Consider the following 16,233-nt stretch of genomic DNA (forward strand, 5'->3'; position numbering starts at 1 on the left):
GCGTCAGACCACCTGACCCAGCTTGAAGATGGGCAGGTACATGGCGACCACGATGCCGCCGATCATGCCGCCCAGCAGGACGATGATGAAGGGCTCCATCAGGCTGGACAGCGCCTTCACGGCTTCATCCACTTCCTCTTCGTAGAACTCGGCGGCCTTGGCCAGCATGTGATCCAGGGAGCCGGACTCTTCGCCGATGCCGGCCATCTGCAGCACCATCACGGGGAACAGGCCGGTGGACTGCATGGACGCGGTGAGCGCGGAACCCGTGGAGACATCGCGCTGGATCTTCTCGGTGGCCTCGGTGAACACGGCATTGCCGGAGGCGCCGCCGACGGAGTCCAGCGCTTCCACCAGAGGAACGCCCGCGGCAAACATGGTGGCCAGGGTGCGCGTCCAGCGGGCGAGGGCCGACTTGAAGAGCAGGTCGCCGAACACCGGGATCTTCAGCAGCAGGCGGTCCATGGTCTTCTGCATCTTCTCGGAGCGCTTCCAGCTCTGGAAGAAGAAGTAGAGCCCGCCACCGATGGAGCCGAAGACCAGCCACCAGTAGGACACGAAGAACTCGGACAGCGCGATGACGAACAGCGTCGGTGCCGGCAGGTCGGCGCCGAAGGACGTGAACACGCTCTTGAAGGAGGGCACCACGAAGATCATGATCACGGCCAGCACCACGAAGGCCACGACCATCACGGCGATCGGGTAGGTCAGTGCCGACTTGATCTTCTGCTTGATGGCCACGGTCTTTTCCTGGTACATGGCCAGGCGGTCCAGCAGCTGCTCAAGGATACCGCCGGCTTCGCCGGCCTCCACCAGGTTGCAGTACAGGGCGTCGAAGTAGATCGGGTGCTTGCGGAAGGCCGAGGACAGGCTGGTACCGGTCTCGACATCCTGGCGGATGTCGTTGAGCAGCTTGGTCAGGCGTGGATTGGTGGCGCCGCGGCCGACGATGTCGAAGGCCTGCAGCAGCGGCACGCCCGCCCGCATCATGGTGGCCAGCTGGCGGGTGAAAACGGCGATGTCCTTCTGCTTGATGGACTTGCCGCCGCTGGCCCGGCGCTTCTTGACCTTGCTGACCAGGATGCCCTGGCGGCGCAGCGAGGCGCTCACCATGGCCTCGCCGCCGGCGCGCATCTCGCCGCGCACGACCTTGCCATTGCGGTCCTTGCCTTCCCACTCGAAGACCTGCTCGTTCACCCCCTTGGTGGTGGTGGGGCTCGCGCTTGTCGCCATATTCACTCCCGGGCGTCAGAGGCCCTGTTGTCGTTGCCGCCGCTGCGGGCAGCGGTACTGCTGTCGGTGTTGGGCTGGGTGGCTATTCGTTGGTGGCCGCCAGGACTTCTTCCAGCGTGGTCACTCCGGCCCGGACCTTGACCAGCCCGGACTGGCGCAGGTCCCGCACGCCTTCCTTGCGGGCCTGGTCGGCGATGTCCATGGCGGTGCCCTGGCTGAGGATGATGCGCTGGATGGCCTCTGTGATGGGCATGACCTGGTACAGGCCCACCCGCCCTTTGTAGCCGTTGTTGCAGGCCGAACAGCCCACGGCGCGGTAGGGGCGCCAGGAACCGTCCAGGTCATCTTCCTTGAAGCCAGCGCGCAGCAGGGCTTCACGGGGATAGTCAGCCTGCGCCTTGCAGTTTTCGCACAAACGGCGGGCCAGGCGCTGTGCCGTGATCAGCAGCACGGAGGATGCAATGTTGAAGGGCGCCACGCCCATGTTCATCAGGCGCGTCAGCGTCGTGGGGCCGTCATTGGTGTGCAGGGTGGACATCACCATGTGGCCGGTCTGGGCGGCCTTGATGGCGATATCGGCGGTCTCCAGGTCCCGGATCTCGCCCACCATGATCACGTCGGGATCCTGGCGCAGAAAGGACTTCAGGGCCGCGGAGAAGGTGAGGCCAGCCTTGTCGTTGACGTTGACCTGGTTGATGCCGGGCAGGTTGATTTCGGCGGGGTCCTCGACCGTGGAGATGTTGACCCCGGGCTGGTTCAGGATGTTCAGGCAGGTGTACAGCGACACCGTCTTGCCCGAACCCGTGGGGCCGGTGACGAGGATCATGCCGTAGGGCCTGTTGATGCAGGCCATCAGGCGGTCCTTCTCGGCCTTTTCATAACCGAGGGCATCGATGCCCAACTTGGCGGAAGACGAATCCAGGATACGGATCACGATCTTCTCGCCGAAGAGCGTGGGCAGCGTCGAGACCCGGAAGTCGATGGACTTGGAGCCGAACTTCAGCTTCATCCGGCCGTCCTGCGGCACGCGGCGTTCGGCGATGTCCATGCGCGAGATCACCTTGATGCGCGAGGCCAGCTTGTCCTTGATGGCCACCGGTGGCTGCGTGATCTCGCGCAGCTCGCCGTCAACGCGGAAACGGACGCGGTAGTTGTACTCGTAGGGCTCGAAGTGAAGATCGGAGGCGCGCATGTTGATCGCGTCCACCAGCATCTTCTGCAGGAAGCGCACGACGGGCGCGTCCTCGACGTCGGCGATCTCGGGCGTCTCTTCCTGCGGGGCGGCGTCTTCCTCGGCGATGTCGAAGTCGAAATCGCCACCAGCGATGGACTCCAGGGCCTCGACCGTATTGGTGGTCGCACCCTGCAGCATCTTCTGCAGCTTGTCATGCTCGACGATCACCCATTCCGGCGAGAGCTGCGTGGCGAACTTGATGCGCTCGACGACTTCCGGTTCGGTCGGGTCGGCGCCGCCGATGAAGAGCCGGTTGCCGCGGCGGCCCAGGGCGATCACCTGGTACTGGCTGGCCAGCTTGCTGTCGATGATGTTGTGCGGGAGCCGCTGCGCATCGAGGGCGCTGAGGTCCAGCAGGGGCACGGCCAGCGCGCTGGACAGCGTGTGCGCCAACTCGCTGGGCGAGATCAGGTTGGCACCAATGAGCGCGTTGACGAAGCTGATCTTCTTCTCGCGCGACTGGCGTACGAGGTCCTCGGCCTGCTTGGCGGGCAGCTTGCCGGCGTGCACGAGCACGCGCGCAACCCCGGACAGCATGGATGATGGATCGACCAGCGGTGATTCGGCTTGCATGACGAGCGGTGAGCTTCCCAACGAATATCAGCGTAGGCCTTTTTGAGCGATTGCGTGCATGGGCACGCAGGCGCAAAGACTGCAACTGGCACTGTAAACCGAGCCCGGACCCTCTGCGGCACTGGAAAGCCCGGGAATTCCTCGCAATCACACCACATTGGCCGGAGATTTGCGACCAGTTGTGTCTCGTGAGTCCAAACGAAAACGGCGCCCGAAGGCGCCGTTTGATGTCGTTGGCTGATTGTGCTGAGCTTGCTGCCCGGTGAGCCTTGTGGCCCGATCCGGAAACAGCGGGGCTCAAGCCCCATCAAGTCAAAAATTCTGGTCGGGGTGAGAGGATTCGAACCTCCGGCCTCTACGTCCCGAACGTAGCGCTCTACCAGGCTAAGCTACACCCCGATGTTCTGTCATGTCTGGCTGGCTAGGTCTCGCTTTTCAGTTTGACCTGTTCACCGACAGAAACGCGAATTCTAGCAGAGCTTCCTGCCACTTGTTAAGGGGTAGCAGAGAAAGTTTTTCGCGGGCATGTTCTGCCTCCTGTCGTGCGGCCTCGCGGGTGGCCTCCAGGGCGCCCGTGCTGCGCACGATCTCGATGATGTCCGGCAGGCGCTCGACCTCGCCGTGCTGGATGGCGTGGCGGATCAGCTCCCGCTGTGCGGCGCTGCCGCGCTCCATGGCGACCAGCAGGGGTAGGGTCGGCTTGCCTTCTCGCAGGTCGTCGCCCACGTTCTTGCCGAGGGACTGGGTGTCGCCCTCGTAGTCCAGGACGTCGTCGATCAGCTGGAAGGCCGTGCCCAGGGCTCGCCCGTAGGCGGCGCAGGCGTCCTCGATCTCAGGCGTGGCGTCCGCCAGCACGGCGCCGAGGCGGGCACTGGCCTCGAAGAGCTTGGCAGTCTTGTAGCGGATGACGCGCAGGTAGTCCTCGACGGAGATGTCGGGGTCGTGCATGTTCATCAGCTGCAGGACTTCGCCCTCGGCAATGATGTTGGTGGCTTCGGCCAGCACGTCCAGCACGCGCATCCGGTTGGTCGAGACCATCATCTGGAAGGCGCGCGAATAGAGGAAATCGCCTACCAGCACGCTGGCTGCGTTGCCGAAGAGGGCGTTGGCGGTCTGCTTGCCCCGGCGTAGCGAGGATTCATCGACGACGTCGTCATGCAGCAGGGTGGCGGTATGGATGAACTCCACCACGGCGGCCAGCTCGAAGCGCTCGGGTCCCTGGAAGCCCAAGGCGTTCGCGAACAGCAGCACAAGCTTGGGTCGCATGCGCTTGCCGCCTGCATGGACGATGTAGCCGGCGATCTGGTTGACGAGGGCGACGTCGGAGGTCAGGCGACGGGCGATGACGGCATCCACCTCGCGCATGTCCGCGTCCAGCGCGGCAAGAACCTCTCGAAGGGGGGACGAGGCAGACAGGGCGTGCACTCTGGGCTCACTTTCGGGCGAAGCTGGGATTATAGGAAGCACAGAGGGGGTGTCGGGCTTGAGTCGCGCCGGTCCTGCTGCCGTCGGGAGCTTCCCACGGCAAGTTGGGGCCACTTGAGTAGGGGTAAGCGATCATGTTATAGTCGCCGGCTCTGCGCGCATTGCGTGCGGAGGATTAGGCCTGCGGGCCTGGTGCTGCGAGCTGCTCTTGATGAGTGCCTGGTGGCGTCGGCGGCAGGTGGTTTCATTGAAAGGGCTGATATGTACGCGGTCATAAAAACCGGTGGCAAGCAATACAAGGTTGCTGCTGGCGAAAAGATCAAGGTAGAACAGATTGCTGCGGAAGTTGGCCAAGAGATCGTGATCGATCAAGTTCTCGCCGTGGGTAACGGCGCCGAACTGAAGATCGGCACTCCCTTGGTTGCTGGCGCGAGCGTCAAGGCCACTGTCGTGGCCCAGGGCAAGCACGACAAGGTGCGCATCTTCAAGCTGCGTCGTCGCAAGCACTACAAGAAGAGCCAAGGCCATCGCCAGACCTACACCGAGCTGGAAATCAGCGCGGTTAACGGCTGATCCCTCGCTCTCGCAACAGTTCAAGGAGTAATCCATGGCACAGAAAAAGGGCGGCGGCTCGACCCGAAACGGCCGCGATTCCAAACCGAAGATGCTGGGCGTGAAGGTGTACGGCGGCCAGGCCATCTCGGCTGGCTCCATCATCGTGCGTCAGCGCGGTACCAAGTTCCACGCCGGCACCAATGTCGGCATGGGCAAGGACCACACCCTGTTCGCTCTGGTGGACGGCACCGTGTCCTTCACCACCAAGGGCGAAGCCAATCGCTCGACCGTGGTTGTGACGCCGGTCTGAGTCTTCTGACCGGACCGAATAAACGATGCGCTGGCAGCAGCCGGCCATATCGTTCACACTGAGCGTTCAGACTGAGCCCCGGCATGCCCGGGGCTTTGTTTTTTCGGCTGCAACCCAGGTGAGACCCCTTCAGCGGGCCTGCCTTACCATGGCTCCTTCCGCGAGCCCGAGAAGCAAGACATGAAGTTCGTAGACGAAGCCACCATCGACGTAGTGGCCGGCAACGGTGGTGCCGGCTGTGCCAGCTTTCGCCGCGAAAAATTCATTCCCTTCGGCGGCCCGGACGGCGGCGATGGCGGTCGTGGCGGCAGCGTGTTTGCTGTCGGCGACCTCAACCTGAATACCCTGATCGACTACCGCTATGCGCGCCGCCATGAGGCCCGCAATGGCGAGGCCGGGCGTGGTTCCGACCAGTACGGTGCGGCGGCCGACGACATCGTGCTGCGCATGCCCGTGGGCACCATCATCACTGACGTCGAGACGGGTGCCGTCATTGCCGAGCTGCTGGAGCCCGGCGAGAAGATCATGATCGCCAAGGGGGGTGACGGCGGCTTTGGCAACCTGCACTTCAAGAGCAGCACCAACCGTGCTCCTCGTCAAAAGACGCCCGGCTGGCCCGGCGAGGCCAAGAAGCTGAAGCTCGAACTGCGCGTGCTGGCGGACGTCGGCCTGCTGGGCCAGCCCAATGCAGGCAAGTCCACGCTGATCACGGCGGTCTCCAATGCCCGCCCCAAGATTGCCGACTATCCCTTCACGACCCTGCACCCGAACCTGGGCGTCGTGCGCGTGGCGCCCGAGAAGAGTTTCGTCGTGGCCGACATCCCCGGTCTGATCGAAGGTGCCGCCGAAGGTGCGGGGCTGGGCCATCAGTTCCTGCGCCATCTGCAGCGCACCCGCCTGCTGCTGCACGTGGTGGACCTGGCCCCCTTCGATCCAGAAGTCGATCCCGTGGCCGAGGCCAAGGCCATCGTCGCCGAGCTGAAGAAGTACGACGCCTCGCTGTATGAGAAGCCGCGCTGGCTGGTGCTCAACAAGCTGGACATGGTGCCGGCGGAAGAGCGGGCCAAGCGCGTCAAGGACTTCATCAAGCGCTACAAGTGGAAGGGCCCGGTCTTCGAGATCTCGGCGCTGACCCGCGAAGGCTGCCAGCCGCTGATCCACGCGATCTACGACCACGTGGCCGCCGAGCAGAAGCACCATGTGGAGCCCGATGTGCGCTTCACGTCGGAAGAGGGTGAGGGCGGCGAGGCGAGCAAGTCATGAATGCCGTGCTGCGGGACGCGCGACGCATCGTCGTCAAGGTAGGCTCCAGCCTCGTGACCAACGAAGGCCGGGGCGTGGACGCCGAAGCCATCGGCAACTGGTGCCGCCAGCTGGCCGCGCTGACCCAGCAGGGGCGCGAGGTGGTGATGGTGTCCAGCGGCGCCATCGCCGAAGGCATGAAGCGCCTGGGCTGGGCTTCGCGGCCCAAGGAAGTGCACGAGCTGCAAGCCGCTGCCGCCGTGGGCCAGATGGGTCTGGCTCAGATGTACGAGAGCAAGCTGCGGGAGCAGGGCCTGGGCAGTGCGCAGGTCTTGCTGACGCATGCCGACCTGGCCGACCGCGAGCGCTACCTCAACGCGCGCTCCACGCTGCTGACCCTGCTCCAGCACCGCGTGCTGCCGGTCATCAACGAGAACGACACCGTCGTCAACGACGAGATCAAGTTCGGTGACAACGACACCCTGGGTGCCCTGGTCGCCAATCTGGTGGAAGCCGATGCGCTGGTCATCCTGACCGACCAGAAGGGCCTGTACTCGGCTGACCCGCGCAAGGATCCGGACGCACGCTTCATCGACGAAGCCATCGCCGGCACGCCGGAGCTGGAGGCCATGGCGGGCGGTGCGGGATCCAGTATCGGTCGAGGCGGCATGATCACCAAGATCCTGGCCGCCAAGCGCGCAGCGGGCAGCGGTGCCAGCACCGTCATCGCCTGGGGGCGCGAGCCTGATGTGCTGCTGCGCCTGGCCGCGGGCGAGTCCATCGGCACGGCTCTGCTGGCCAGCACGGCGAAGCAGGCGGCGCGCAAGCAGTGGATGCTGGATCATCTGCAGATGCGGGGTGCCGTCATCGTGGATGCCGGTGCGGCGCTGAAGCTGCGCGAGGAAGGGAAGAGCCTGCTGCCCATCGGGGTCCGCGAGGTGCAGGGCGAGTTCCATCGCGGCGACGTGATCGCGGTGCGTGATCCGGCCGGCGCGGAGCTGGGCCGCGGGCTGTCCAACTATTCCAGCGCTGAGGCCAGGCTGATTGCCCGCAAGCCCTCCTTCGAGATCGGGGCGGTGCTGGGTTATGCGGCCGAGCCGGAGCTGATCCACCGCGACAACCTCGTGCTGCGCTGAAGCGCTGCGCGATGACGCCACAAGACAAAGGCCCGCTTGGCGGGCCTTTGTCATTGGCGAGCATTCAGTGCTCTGCGGCGTCCTTGCCAGGGTCCTGCGGCACTTCCGTGGCGCTGTCGTCGTTGGCGGATGGGCCGCGTCCCGGCCCGTGGTCGTGACGGTGCTGCTGCGGCCGCATGCCGGCGCGCAGGTAGCGGTTGTGGTGGCTGGTCCGGGGCAGGAAGCGTGCGAGCTCCGTGAGGGCCATCTGGTAGACGCCGCGCTTGAACTCGATCACGGCCTCCAGCGGCACCCAATAGTCGTTCCAGCGCCAGGCGTCGAACTCGGGGTGGTCGGTGGCGCGCAGGTTCATGTCGCTGTCGCGGCCCATCAGCTGCAGCAGGAACCAGATCTGTTTCTGGCCCCGGTAATGGCCACGGGCGTCGCGGCGTATGTAGTGCTCGGGCACCTCATAGCGCAACCAGTCGCGTGTGCGCGCGATGATGCGCACATGCTCTGACCTCAAGCCCACTTCTTCGTGGAGCTCTCTGAACATCGCCTGCTCGGGCGTTTCGCCATGCTTGATGCCCCCTTGCGGGAACTGCCAGGAGTGCGTGCGAATGCGCTTGCCCCAGAACACTTCGTTCCGGTGGTTGAGCAGGATGATGCCGACGTTGGGCCTGAAGCCTTCACGGTCGAGCATAATCAACCTCAAATCTTTAGTTGGATTGATTATTGCATCGGGCCTCGCCCCTTGCATGATCCTCGCTAACCCCAAGCCCAGGCGCGCCAGCCGGGCGCCCGCTGTCAGGTGGGTGCCAGGAAGGCGCGCTGCCGGTTCTTACTCCGCTGTCTCCGCGATGAAAGCCTCTCAGTTCTTCGTCTCCACGCTCAAGGAAGCCCCCGCCGACGCCGAAGTCGTCAGTCACAAGCTCATGATGCGAGCCGGCATGATCAAGCGCCTGGGCGCCGGCATCTACAACTACATGCCCATGGGTCTGCGTGTGATCCGCAAGGTGGAAGGCATCATCCGCGAGGAGATGAACCGCGCCGGTGCCGTGGAGCTGCTGATGCCGGTGGTGCAGCCCGCCGAGCTGTGGCAGGAGACGGGCCGCTTCGACAAGATGGGCCCCGAGTTGCTGCGCGTGAAGGACCGCCATGGCCGCGACTTCATCATCCAGCCCACCAGCGAAGAGGTGGTGACGGACATCGCCCGTCAGGAACTGCGCTCCTACAAGCAACTGCCCAAGAACCTGTACCACATCCAGACCAAGTTCCGTGACGAGCGCCGCCCCCGCTTCGGCGTGATGCGTGGCCGCGAGTTCACCATGAAGGACGCCTACTCCTTCGACCGTGACGTGGAAGCCGCCGGCCGCAGCTACGAGAACATGTTCCAGGCCTACTGCAAGATCTTCGATCGCCTGGGCCTGGAGTACCGTGCCGTGGCCGCCGATACCGGTGCCATCGGCGGTGACCGTTCGCATGAGTTCCAGGTGATCGCGGAGACCGGCGAGGACGCCATCGTCTACTGCCCCGACAGCGACTACGCCGCCAACATCGAGCTGGCAGAGGCCCTGCCCCTGCTCGCCAGCCGTGCCGCCGCGGCCCAGGCCCTGACCAAGACGCCCACGCCGGGCAAGAGCACCTGCGAGGACGTGGCCGCGCTGCTGAGCCTGCCCCTGTCGCAGACCGTCAAGTCCCTGGTGCTGGCCACCGACGAACTCAACGAGCACGGCGAAGTGGTCAAGACCCAGGTCTGGCTGCTGCTGGTGCGTGGCGATCACGAGCTCAACGAGGTCAAGGCCGGCAAGGTCGAGGGCTTGAAGGGTGGTTTCCGTTTCGCGACCGTCGGTGAGATCGAGGCGCACTTCGGCTGCAAGCCCGGCTACCTCGGCCCCATCGGCATGAAGCAGCCGGTGAAGGTCATCGCCGACCGCACGGTTGCGCAGATGGCTGATTTCGTCTGCGGTGCCAACGAGGCCGACTTCCACTTCACCGGCGCCAACTGGGGCCGTGACCTGCCCGAGCCCGACGTGGTCGCCGACATCCGCAACGTCGTTGCCGGCGATCCCTCGCCCGACGGCAAGGGCCAACTGGCCATCCAGCGCGGCATCGAAGTGGGTCATGTGTTCTACCTGGGCACCAAGTATTCGGCGGCCATGAACGCCACCTTCCTCGATGAGACCGGCAAGCCCAAGCCCTTCGAGATGGGCTGCTACGGCATCGGCGTGACCCGCATCCTGGGCGCCGCCATCGAGCAGAACCATGACGATCGCGGCATCATCTGGCCCGATTCCATCGCTCCCTTCACCGTGGCGATCTGCCCCATCGGCATGGACCGCAGCGAGGAAGTCAAGGCTGCCGCCCAGCAGTTGTACGAGCAGCTCCAGGCCCTGGGCGTGGACGTGCTGCTGGATGACCGTGGCGAGCGTCCCGGTGCCATGTTTGCGGACTGGGAGCTGATCGGCGTGCCGCACCGCGTGGTGCTGTCGGACCGCGGCCTCAAGGAAGGCCAGGTCGAGTACCAGGGGCGCCGTGATGCCGAGGCGACCAAGCTGGCCCTGGCCGAGGTGGTGGCGCATCTGCAGGCCCGCCTGAAGGCCTGAGGCGCCGATGCAGCCAGCATCCCGCGCCCGGCGCGGCCTTCTCGCTGCATCGCTGCTGAGCTTCCTGCCCGTGGGCCGGGCCTGGGCGGGTGCCCAGGTCGAGGAGCCCCTGGCGGATTCGGTGCGTTCGGCGCTGTCGGCCTCGATCCGCAACAGCGCGCCGCCGCGGCCCCGCTTCGAGAAGATCGAGGACCGCCTGGCCTATCTGCGCTGGCTGGGCACCATGAGCGATCGACTGCGGCCGCGCAAGACCGAATCGCAGACCCGCATCGAATTCCTTGAGACCCTCTGGTACGAGGCCACGCGTGCCGGCCTGGATCCCAGCCTCGTCCTGGGCCTGGTCGAGGTGGAGAGCGGCTTCCGCAAGTACGCGATCAGCGTCGTCGGTGCCCGCGGCTACATGCAGGTGATGCCTTTCTGGGCCCGCCTGATCGGGGATGGCCAGGCTTCGCGCCTTTTCCACATGCAGACCAATCTGCGCTTCGGCTGCGTGATCATGCGCCACTACCTCGACCGGGAGGACGGCAATCTCTTCATGGCCCTGGGCCGCTACAACGGCAGTCGCGGGCGGCCGGAGTATCCCAATGCCGTGCTGGGCGCACGGCGCAAATGGCTGATGCCGGGCGAACGCTGAGACGGGCGGCGGCCCTGTCTCAGCGCGCCTCGCGCAAGCCCTGCCAGCGCTGGGGCTGGGCGCCGGCAATGCCGCAGAGGTCCAGCACCCGCTCCACGCCTTCGCTCACCAGCTCGTCCACGCTCTGCGGCTTCAGGTAGAAGGCCGGCAGGGGCGGGAAGATGATGCCGCCCATTTCCGTGACGGCCGTCATATTGCGCAGGTGCGCCAGGTTGAAGGGCGTCTCACGCACCATCAGCAGCAGGCGGCGGCGTTCCTTGAGCGTGACGTCGGCTGCCCGGGTGAGGAGGTTGTCGCCAAAGCCATGCGCAATGGCGGCCAGGCTCTTCATGGAGCAAGGCGCCACCACCATGGCCGTGGCCCCGAAGCTGCCGCTGGCCACGCAGGCGCCGATGTCGCCCGGCGCATGAGCCTGGGTGGCCTCCGCCTCCAGGGCATCGCGGTCCAGGCCCAGCTCATGGTGCACATTGAGCAGGCCGGCGGGCGTGGCGATCAGGTGGGTGTGCACCCCCAGCTCCCGGCATCGGCGCAACAGCTGCAGGCCATAGGCAGCGCCGCTGGCACCGCTGATGCCCACGATCAGGCGCTGCGGCGATGCGGGCGTGGCGCTCACTGGCCGCCCAGCGCCTGCTGCAGCTCGCCGCTCTCGTACATCTCCATCATGATGTCCGAGCCGCCGACGAACTCACCGCCGATGTAGAGCTGCGGAATGGTCGGCCAGTTGGCGTACTCCTTGATGCCCTGGCGCACTTCCTCGTCTTCCAGCACATTGAAGGTCTTGAGGTCCGTCACGCCGCAGGCCTTGAGGATCTGCACGGCGCGGCCGGAGAAGCCGCACATAGGGAACTGGGCATTGCCCTTCATGAAGAGCACCACCCGGTTGTTCTTGACCAGGTCGTCAATGCGTTGCTGAACGTCGCTCATGGCTTGATTCCTTGATGAAAAGCTGTGGCCGAAACTGCCTGGGGCGCTGCCCTCCGGCCTTGGCGTGATTATCGGGCACAGTGCATGCCCGGCGCCGCGCAAGGGCGTCTTGCGCCCGGCTTCGCCCCGGGAAGGGCCACTTTCTGACGCCGCTTGCTGATGCAGCTCAGGACTTCAGTAGCTGTAGCTGAGACCGAACTGCAGCACGGGCATCAGGCGGTTGTCGCGCAGGGCCTCATCCACGGAGCCCAGGCTGTTGCCCAGGCGCAGGCTGTTGCGGTTGATGAGGCCGACGTCGGCGCTGAAGCCCCAGCCGCCCCGCGTGGAGATGCCGCTGTAGCCGATGCCGATGTAGGAGAGCGTGCTGCCAGGATCGCCCCGGTCCGCCGTGGAGCCGACGGCGCGCAGGCCGATGGCCAGGGACTGCCCCAGGCTCATGGATTGCGGGCTCAGCGTCAGGCCGGAGCCGCTCTGCGTGATGCTCAGGGACCCCATCATCAGGCCACCCGTGGCCCGCAGGCCGCCGCGCACGCCTTCGCCGAGCCCGGAGCGGGTGAGGTAGTAGTCACCCAGCAGGGCGGCGCTGAGGGACCGTGAGCTGCGGCCGGTGCTGGTATCCAGGCCATCCACCTGGCTCAGCTGCACGCGGGCCTGCCAGCGCAGGCCGGGCGCCTCGGTGCCGGTGGGATGGCCCATCAGCGGGGCCTGGGCCTGGGCTGGGGCCGCCATGGCAAGGGCCAGGGCGCTCACCACCAACCAGCCCATGGCCGTGGGCCAGCGGGATCCAGAGGGGGTGGGCAGGCTGCGCATGATGATCTCCTTGCAGCCGAGCGGGGGTGGAGATTGCCGCTCGGAGAACCATGCTACGCCGCGCGGGTAAATTTGTGCAGGATCAATTACCTGGTTTTACAGACATTGACTGAGGCCTGCGCCCCGCCTAGGAGGCAGCCATCAGGGCTTGAGCGCCGCGCTGCAGCGGGGCTGGCCCCCCAGGTCGCGCTCGCAACCCTGATAGTGCAGGCCGGCGCCGCGTAGCAGATCCGCCACGGCCTGCTCCTGGTCGTAACCGTGCTCCAGCAGCAACAGACCGCCCGGCAGCAGGTGGGCGGGCGCACCCTCGATGATCTGCCGGAGGTCTGCCAGCCCTTGCTCCGGTGCGGCCAGGGCACTCAGGGGCTCGTGGCGCAGCGCCGGCAGGTGCTCGTCCTGGGGGGCGATGTAGGGCGGATTGCTCATCACCAGGTCGAAGCGCTCCGCGCCCAGCGGCTGCCACCAGGCGCCCTGCAGGAAGCGGACTTCCAGGCCCAGCCGGCCGGCATTGGCCTCGGCGACGCCCAGGGCCTCGGCACTGAAGTCGGTCGCCGTCACGCTGGCCCGGGGATGGCGCTTCTTCACGGCCAGGGCGATGGCACCGCTGCCGGTGCCGAGGTCCAGCACCCGTGGCGCCGCCAGGCCGCAGCTGGTCAGCCAGCGCAGGGCGGCGTCGACGAGCACCTCGGTGTCGGGCCGCGGCACCAGGGTGGCCGGACTCACCTGGAGGCGCAGGCCGTGGAATTCCTTGTGTCCGGTGAGGTAGGCGAGGGGCACCTCGTCCAGCCGCTGGCGGAGCCAGTTCTCGAAGCGGTCGCTCGTGCCGGCCGGCAGCGGGTCCTCGTCATGGCTGATCAGCCAGCTGCGGTCCCGGTCGAGCAGCGCGCACAGCAGCAACTGGGCCTCCAGGCGAGGCAGGCCGGCCTGCAGAGCACGCTGCTGGAGCTCGCGAACGGTGCAGCTCATCCGCGCCCTTCGAGGGCGGCCAGCTGCTCGGCGGCCTGGGCCTGCTGCAGTCCGCTGATGACGTCGCCGAGGTCGCCGTCCATGATGGCGCCGAGCTTGTAGAGCGTCAGGTTGATGCGGTGGTCGGTCAGCCGGCCCTGCGGGAAGTTGTAGGTGCGGATGCGGTCGCTGCGGTCGCCGCTGCCGATGAGGCTCTTGCGTGTGGCGGCTTCCTTGGCGGCGCGCTCGCTGCGTTCCTTGTCGCGCAGCCGCGCCGCCAGCACGGCCAGGGCCTTGGCCTTGTTGCGGTGCTGGCTGCGGTCGTCCTGGCATTCGGCGACCAGGCCGGTAGGCAGGTGGGTGATACGGATGGCGGAGTCCGTCTTGTTGACGTGCTGGCCACCGGCGCCGCTGGCGCGGAAGGTGTCGATGCGCAGCTCGGCGGGGTTGAGCTGGATCTCCTCGGCCTCGTCCGGCTCGGGCATCACTGCCACGGTGCAGGCGCTGGTGTGGATGCGCCCCTGCGATTCCGTCGCCGGCACGCGTTGCACGCGGTGGCCGCCGGACTCGAACTTGAGCCGGCCGTAGACCTGCTCGCCCTCGAGGCGCAGCACCAGCTCCTTGTAGCCGCCCAGGTCCGATTCATTGGCGGAGAGCGTCTCCGCGCGCCAGCCCTGCGACTCGGCATAGCGCAGGTACATGCGGGCCAGGTCGGCGGCAAAGAGCGCACTCTCGTCGCCGCCGGCGCCGGCCCGGATTTCCAGGAAGGCCGGGCGGACGTCATCCGGGTCCTTGGGCAGCAGGGCCAGCTGCAGCTCCTCGTGCAGGCGCGCCATGTCGGCTTCCGCGCCGGCGATCTCCTCGCGTGCCATCTCGGCCATCTCTGGATCCGACAGCAACTCGCGGGCGGCCGCCAGGTCCTGCTCACGCTGCAGGTAGCGCTGGTAGCGGGTGACGAGATCGGAGACCTCGGCCTGCTCGCGCGTCAGGGCGCGGTAGCGCTTCATGTCGGCGGCGATGCTGCCGTCGGCCAGCGTGGTGTCGAGCTCATGCAGCCGATGGCCCAGGCGTTCGAACTGCTGGCGCAGACTGTCTTTCATGGGAAGGATTCACAAGGAGAGAGGGCCAGGCCGCGGGCATGCAAGGGGCATGCGCGGGGCCTGGACGGACGAGCCAGGGCGAAGCGTAGCGCTAATGCTCGGCCGGGTCCTTGGCGCTCTTGCGCAGGAAGAGGCGCGAGACCGTGTGGGCCAGGGCCACACGATGCTCGCCGTCGGCGGCGTGCAGCTCGGCGAGGGTGCCGTGCAGCATCTTCTGGGTCAGGCCCTTGGACAGGGCTTCGAGCACGGCCTCGACATCCTCGCCACGCGCGAGCAGCTTGCGGGCGCGTTGCAGCTCGGCGCTGCGCCAGTCGTCCGCCTGCGCATGCAGGGCCTGGATCAGGGGCACGGTGTTGCGCTGGCCCAGCCAGTGCACAAAGCTCTGCACGCCGGTCTCGATGATGGCCTCGGCCTGCTGCACGGCGGCCTGGCGCTTCTCGCCGGCGGACTGCACCAGCTGGGCGAGGTCGTCCACGGTGTAGAGGTAGACGTCGTCCAGCTGGGCGACTTCCTGCTCGATGTCCCGCGGCACGGCGAGGTCGACCATGAACATGGGCTTGTGGCGGCGCTTCTTCAGCGCGCTCTCCACGGCGCCCAGGCCGATCAGGGGGAGGCTGGAGGCCGTGCAGGAGATCACGGCGTCGAATTCATGCAGGCGCTGGGGCAGGTCGCTGAGGCGCAGGGCCTCGGCTCCCAGATGGGAGGCGAGCTTCTCGCCGCGCTCCAGCGTGCGGTTGGCCACGGCCATGCCCTGGGGATTACGGGCCGCGAAATGGGTGGCGACCAGCTCGATCATCTCGCCGGCGCCCACGAAGAGCACCCTGATACGGGCCAGGTCCTCGAAGAGCTGCCCGGCCAGGCGTACGGCCGCGGCGGCCATGCTGATGGAGTGTGCGCCGATCTCGGTGGAGCTGCGCACTTCCTTGGCCACCGAGAAGCTGCGCTGGAAGAGCTGGTGCAGGGTGGTGCCCAGGGTGCCGGCTTCGTCGGCCTCACGCACGGCCTGCTTCATCTGGCCCAGGATCTGGGGCTCGCCCAGCACCATGGAGTCCAGGCCGCTGGCCACGCGGAAGGCATGGCGCGCGGCTGCGCTGCCTTCCTTGACGTAGGCATGGTTGAGCAGGGCATTGGAGGCCACGCCGCCGACCTCGGCCAGCCACTCGACCGTGGGCTGCACCAGCTCACGGCCACCGGCCACATAGAGCTCGGTGCGGTTGCAGGTGGACAGCATGGCGGCCTCGGCGCCGATGCGGGTGCGTTGCTTCAGCTGCTCGCGCAGGCCCAGCAGGGCGGGCGCCAGCTGTTCGGCTGAAAGGGCGAACCGGCCGCGCAGATCCAGGGGCGCGGATTCGTGATTCAAGCCGAGGGCAAAGACCGACATGGTGCGATTATAAAATTCCAGGGCTTGCAGACAGGGCGGCTTGCTGCGTTGTCCGCATAGAAATACTTGATAAGCATCAATCCGTGCCGCTTTTGGCGCTGGCCCCTGCGCACCGGGCCGCCCTGCGGCCTCCTGGCGGGAATCCT

General features: G+C 66.5%; 16 protein-coding genes and 1 tRNA gene. 6 read left to right on the forward strand and 11 right to left on the reverse strand.

Annotated features, from left to right (window positions below; genetic code table 11):
* Nucleotides 1-3: 3 nt before the first annotated feature.
* The 4 genes from ABDJ40_RS03850 to ispB form a co-directional block, all read right to left on the reverse strand.
* Nucleotides 4-1,233, reverse strand: coding sequence for a type II secretion system F family protein (locus ABDJ40_RS03850; protein WP_347606300.1), 1,230 nt, complete (start codon nt 1,231-1,233; stop codon nt 4-6).
* An 82-nt stretch (nt 1,234-1,315) separates the two neighbouring features.
* Nucleotides 1,316-3,004: a type IV-A pilus assembly ATPase PilB gene (pilB, locus tag ABDJ40_RS03855; protein WP_430765588.1), complete on the reverse strand. Its 1,689-nt coding sequence runs from the start codon at nt 3,002-3,004 to the stop codon at nt 1,316-1,318.
* 358 nt (nt 3,005-3,362) lie between these two features.
* Nucleotides 3,363-3,439: transfer RNA gene (locus ABDJ40_RS03860), tRNA-Pro, on the reverse strand.
* A gap of 36 nt (nt 3,440-3,475) precedes the next feature.
* Nucleotides 3,476-4,405: an octaprenyl diphosphate synthase gene (gene ispB / locus ABDJ40_RS03865; protein WP_347607358.1), complete on the reverse strand. Its 930-nt coding sequence runs from the start codon at nt 4,403-4,405 to the stop codon at nt 3,476-3,478.
* A 321-nt stretch (nt 4,406-4,726) separates the two neighbouring features.
* Here ispB and rplU point away from each other — a divergent pair, with 321 nt between their 5' ends.
* The 4 genes from rplU (at nt 4,727) to proB (ending at nt 7,708) form a co-directional block, all read left to right on the forward strand.
* Entirely contained in the window at nt 4,727-5,038 is a 312-nt protein-coding gene (gene rplU, locus ABDJ40_RS03870; RefSeq protein WP_183103740.1) for a 50S ribosomal protein L21, read from the forward strand.
* A gap of 34 nt (nt 5,039-5,072) precedes the next feature.
* A complete protein-coding gene (gene rpmA / locus ABDJ40_RS03875; protein WP_269631747.1) occupies nt 5,073-5,330 on the forward strand; it encodes a 50S ribosomal protein L27 in 258 nt (85 codons plus the stop codon).
* Nucleotides 5,331-5,510: 180 nt separating this feature from the next.
* Entirely contained in the window at nt 5,511-6,593 is a 1,083-nt protein-coding gene (gene cgtA, locus ABDJ40_RS03880) for an Obg family GTPase CgtA (protein WP_347606308.1), read from the forward strand.
* Nucleotides 6,590-7,708, forward strand: coding sequence for a glutamate 5-kinase (proB, locus tag ABDJ40_RS03885; RefSeq protein WP_269631745.1), 1,119 nt, complete (start codon nt 6,590-6,592; stop codon nt 7,706-7,708). The genes cgtA and proB overlap by 4 nt, the downstream gene beginning before the upstream one ends.
* Before the next feature lie 64 nt (nt 7,709-7,772).
* On the opposite strand, the gene ABDJ40_RS03890 is transcribed toward proB, so the two are convergent.
* Nucleotides 7,773-8,390, reverse strand: a complete 618-nt coding sequence (locus ABDJ40_RS03890; protein ID WP_347606312.1) for an RNA pyrophosphohydrolase — start codon at nt 8,388-8,390, stop codon at nt 7,773-7,775.
* A 157-nt stretch (nt 8,391-8,547) separates the two neighbouring features.
* Between ABDJ40_RS03890 and ABDJ40_RS03895 the strand changes: the two genes are divergently transcribed.
* Together ABDJ40_RS03895 and ABDJ40_RS03900 are read left to right on the forward strand one after the other, a co-directional pair.
* A complete protein-coding gene (locus tag ABDJ40_RS03895) occupies nt 8,548-10,293 on the forward strand; it encodes a proline--tRNA ligase (protein ID WP_347606314.1) in 1,746 nt (581 codons plus the stop codon).
* A 7-nt stretch (nt 10,294-10,300) separates the two neighbouring features.
* The gene (locus ABDJ40_RS03900) at nt 10,301-10,927 is read left to right on the forward strand and encodes a lytic transglycosylase domain-containing protein (protein WP_269631742.1); all 627 of its coding nucleotides are present in this window, start codon (nt 10,301-10,303) and stop codon (nt 10,925-10,927) included.
* Nucleotides 10,928-10,946: 19 nt separating this feature from the next.
* On the opposite strand, the gene ABDJ40_RS03905 is transcribed toward ABDJ40_RS03900, so the two are convergent.
* From ABDJ40_RS03905 to hemA, 6 genes are all read right to left on the reverse strand, one after another.
* Nucleotides 10,947-11,540, reverse strand: coding sequence for a UbiX family flavin prenyltransferase (locus tag ABDJ40_RS03905; RefSeq protein ID WP_269631741.1), 594 nt, complete (start codon nt 11,538-11,540; stop codon nt 10,947-10,949).
* Complete coding sequence (grxD, locus tag ABDJ40_RS03910) at nt 11,537-11,851, reverse strand: Grx4 family monothiol glutaredoxin (protein WP_269631740.1); 315 nt, start codon at nt 11,849-11,851, stop codon at nt 11,537-11,539. Before grxD ends, ABDJ40_RS03905 begins: the two co-directional genes overlap by 4 nt.
* Nucleotides 11,852-12,025: 174 nt before the next feature.
* Nucleotides 12,026-12,661, reverse strand: a complete 636-nt coding sequence (locus tag ABDJ40_RS03915) for a hypothetical protein (protein WP_347606320.1) — start codon at nt 12,659-12,661, stop codon at nt 12,026-12,028.
* A gap of 141 nt (nt 12,662-12,802) precedes the next feature.
* On the reverse strand, nt 12,803-13,627 hold the full coding sequence (gene prmC / locus ABDJ40_RS03920; protein WP_347606322.1) for a peptide chain release factor N(5)-glutamine methyltransferase: 825 nt from the start codon (nt 13,625-13,627) through the stop codon (nt 12,803-12,805).
* On the reverse strand, nt 13,624-14,706 hold the full coding sequence (gene prfA, locus ABDJ40_RS03925) for a peptide chain release factor 1 (RefSeq protein ID WP_269631737.1): 1,083 nt from the start codon (nt 14,704-14,706) through the stop codon (nt 13,624-13,626). Before prfA ends, prmC begins: the two co-directional genes overlap by 4 nt.
* 91 nt (nt 14,707-14,797) lie before the next feature.
* Complete coding sequence (hemA, locus tag ABDJ40_RS03930; RefSeq protein WP_347606325.1) at nt 14,798-16,087, reverse strand: glutamyl-tRNA reductase; 1,290 nt, start codon at nt 16,085-16,087, stop codon at nt 14,798-14,800.
* Nucleotides 16,088-16,233: the final 146 nt, after the last annotated feature.

Source organism: Roseateles flavus (assembly GCF_039872765.1).
GTDB lineage: Bacteria > Pseudomonadota > Gammaproteobacteria > Burkholderiales > Burkholderiaceae_C > Roseateles_B > Roseateles_B flavus.

Bases quoted from the DNA above. Each gene is read 5' to 3' on its own strand.
- ABDJ40_RS03890 (WP_347606312.1), bottom strand. From the start codon at position 8,390: ATGCTCGACCGTGAAGGCTTCAGGCCCAACGTCGGCATCATCCTGCTC.
- prfA (WP_269631737.1), bottom strand. From the start codon at position 14,706: ATGAAAGACAGTCTGCGCCAGCAGTTCGAACGCCTGGGCCATCGGCTG.
- pilB (WP_430765588.1), bottom strand. From the start codon at position 3,004: ATGCTGTCCGGGGTTGCGCGCGTGCTCGTGCACGCCGGCAAGCTGCCC.
- ABDJ40_RS03895 (WP_347606314.1), top strand. From the start codon at position 8,548: ATGAAAGCCTCTCAGTTCTTCGTCTCCACGCTCAAGGAAGCCCCCGCC.
- cgtA (WP_347606308.1), top strand. From the start codon at position 5,511: ATGAAGTTCGTAGACGAAGCCACCATCGACGTAGTGGCCGGCAACGGT.
- ispB (WP_347607358.1), bottom strand. From the start codon at position 4,405: ATGCGCGAGGTGGATGCCGTCATCGCCCGTCGCCTGACCTCCGACGTC.
- rpmA (WP_269631747.1), top strand. From the start codon at position 5,073: ATGGCACAGAAAAAGGGCGGCGGCTCGACCCGAAACGGCCGCGATTCC.
- ABDJ40_RS03850 (WP_347606300.1), bottom strand. From the start codon at position 1,233: ATGGCGACAAGCGCGAGCCCCACCACCACCAAGGGGGTGAACGAGCAG.
- rplU (WP_183103740.1), top strand. From the start codon at position 4,727: ATGTACGCGGTCATAAAAACCGGTGGCAAGCAATACAAGGTTGCTGCT.
- ABDJ40_RS03900 (WP_269631742.1), top strand. From the start codon at position 10,301: ATGCAGCCAGCATCCCGCGCCCGGCGCGGCCTTCTCGCTGCATCGCTG.
- grxD (WP_269631740.1), bottom strand. From the start codon at position 11,851: ATGAGCGACGTTCAGCAACGCATTGACGACCTGGTCAAGAACAACCGG.
- proB (WP_269631745.1), top strand. From the start codon at position 6,590: ATGAATGCCGTGCTGCGGGACGCGCGACGCATCGTCGTCAAGGTAGGC.
- hemA (WP_347606325.1), bottom strand. From the start codon at position 16,087: ATGTCGGTCTTTGCCCTCGGCTTGAATCACGAATCCGCGCCCCTGGAT.
- ABDJ40_RS03915 (WP_347606320.1), bottom strand. From the start codon at position 12,661: ATGCGCAGCCTGCCCACCCCCTCTGGATCCCGCTGGCCCACGGCCATG.
- prmC (WP_347606322.1), bottom strand. From the start codon at position 13,627: ATGAGCTGCACCGTTCGCGAGCTCCAGCAGCGTGCTCTGCAGGCCGGC.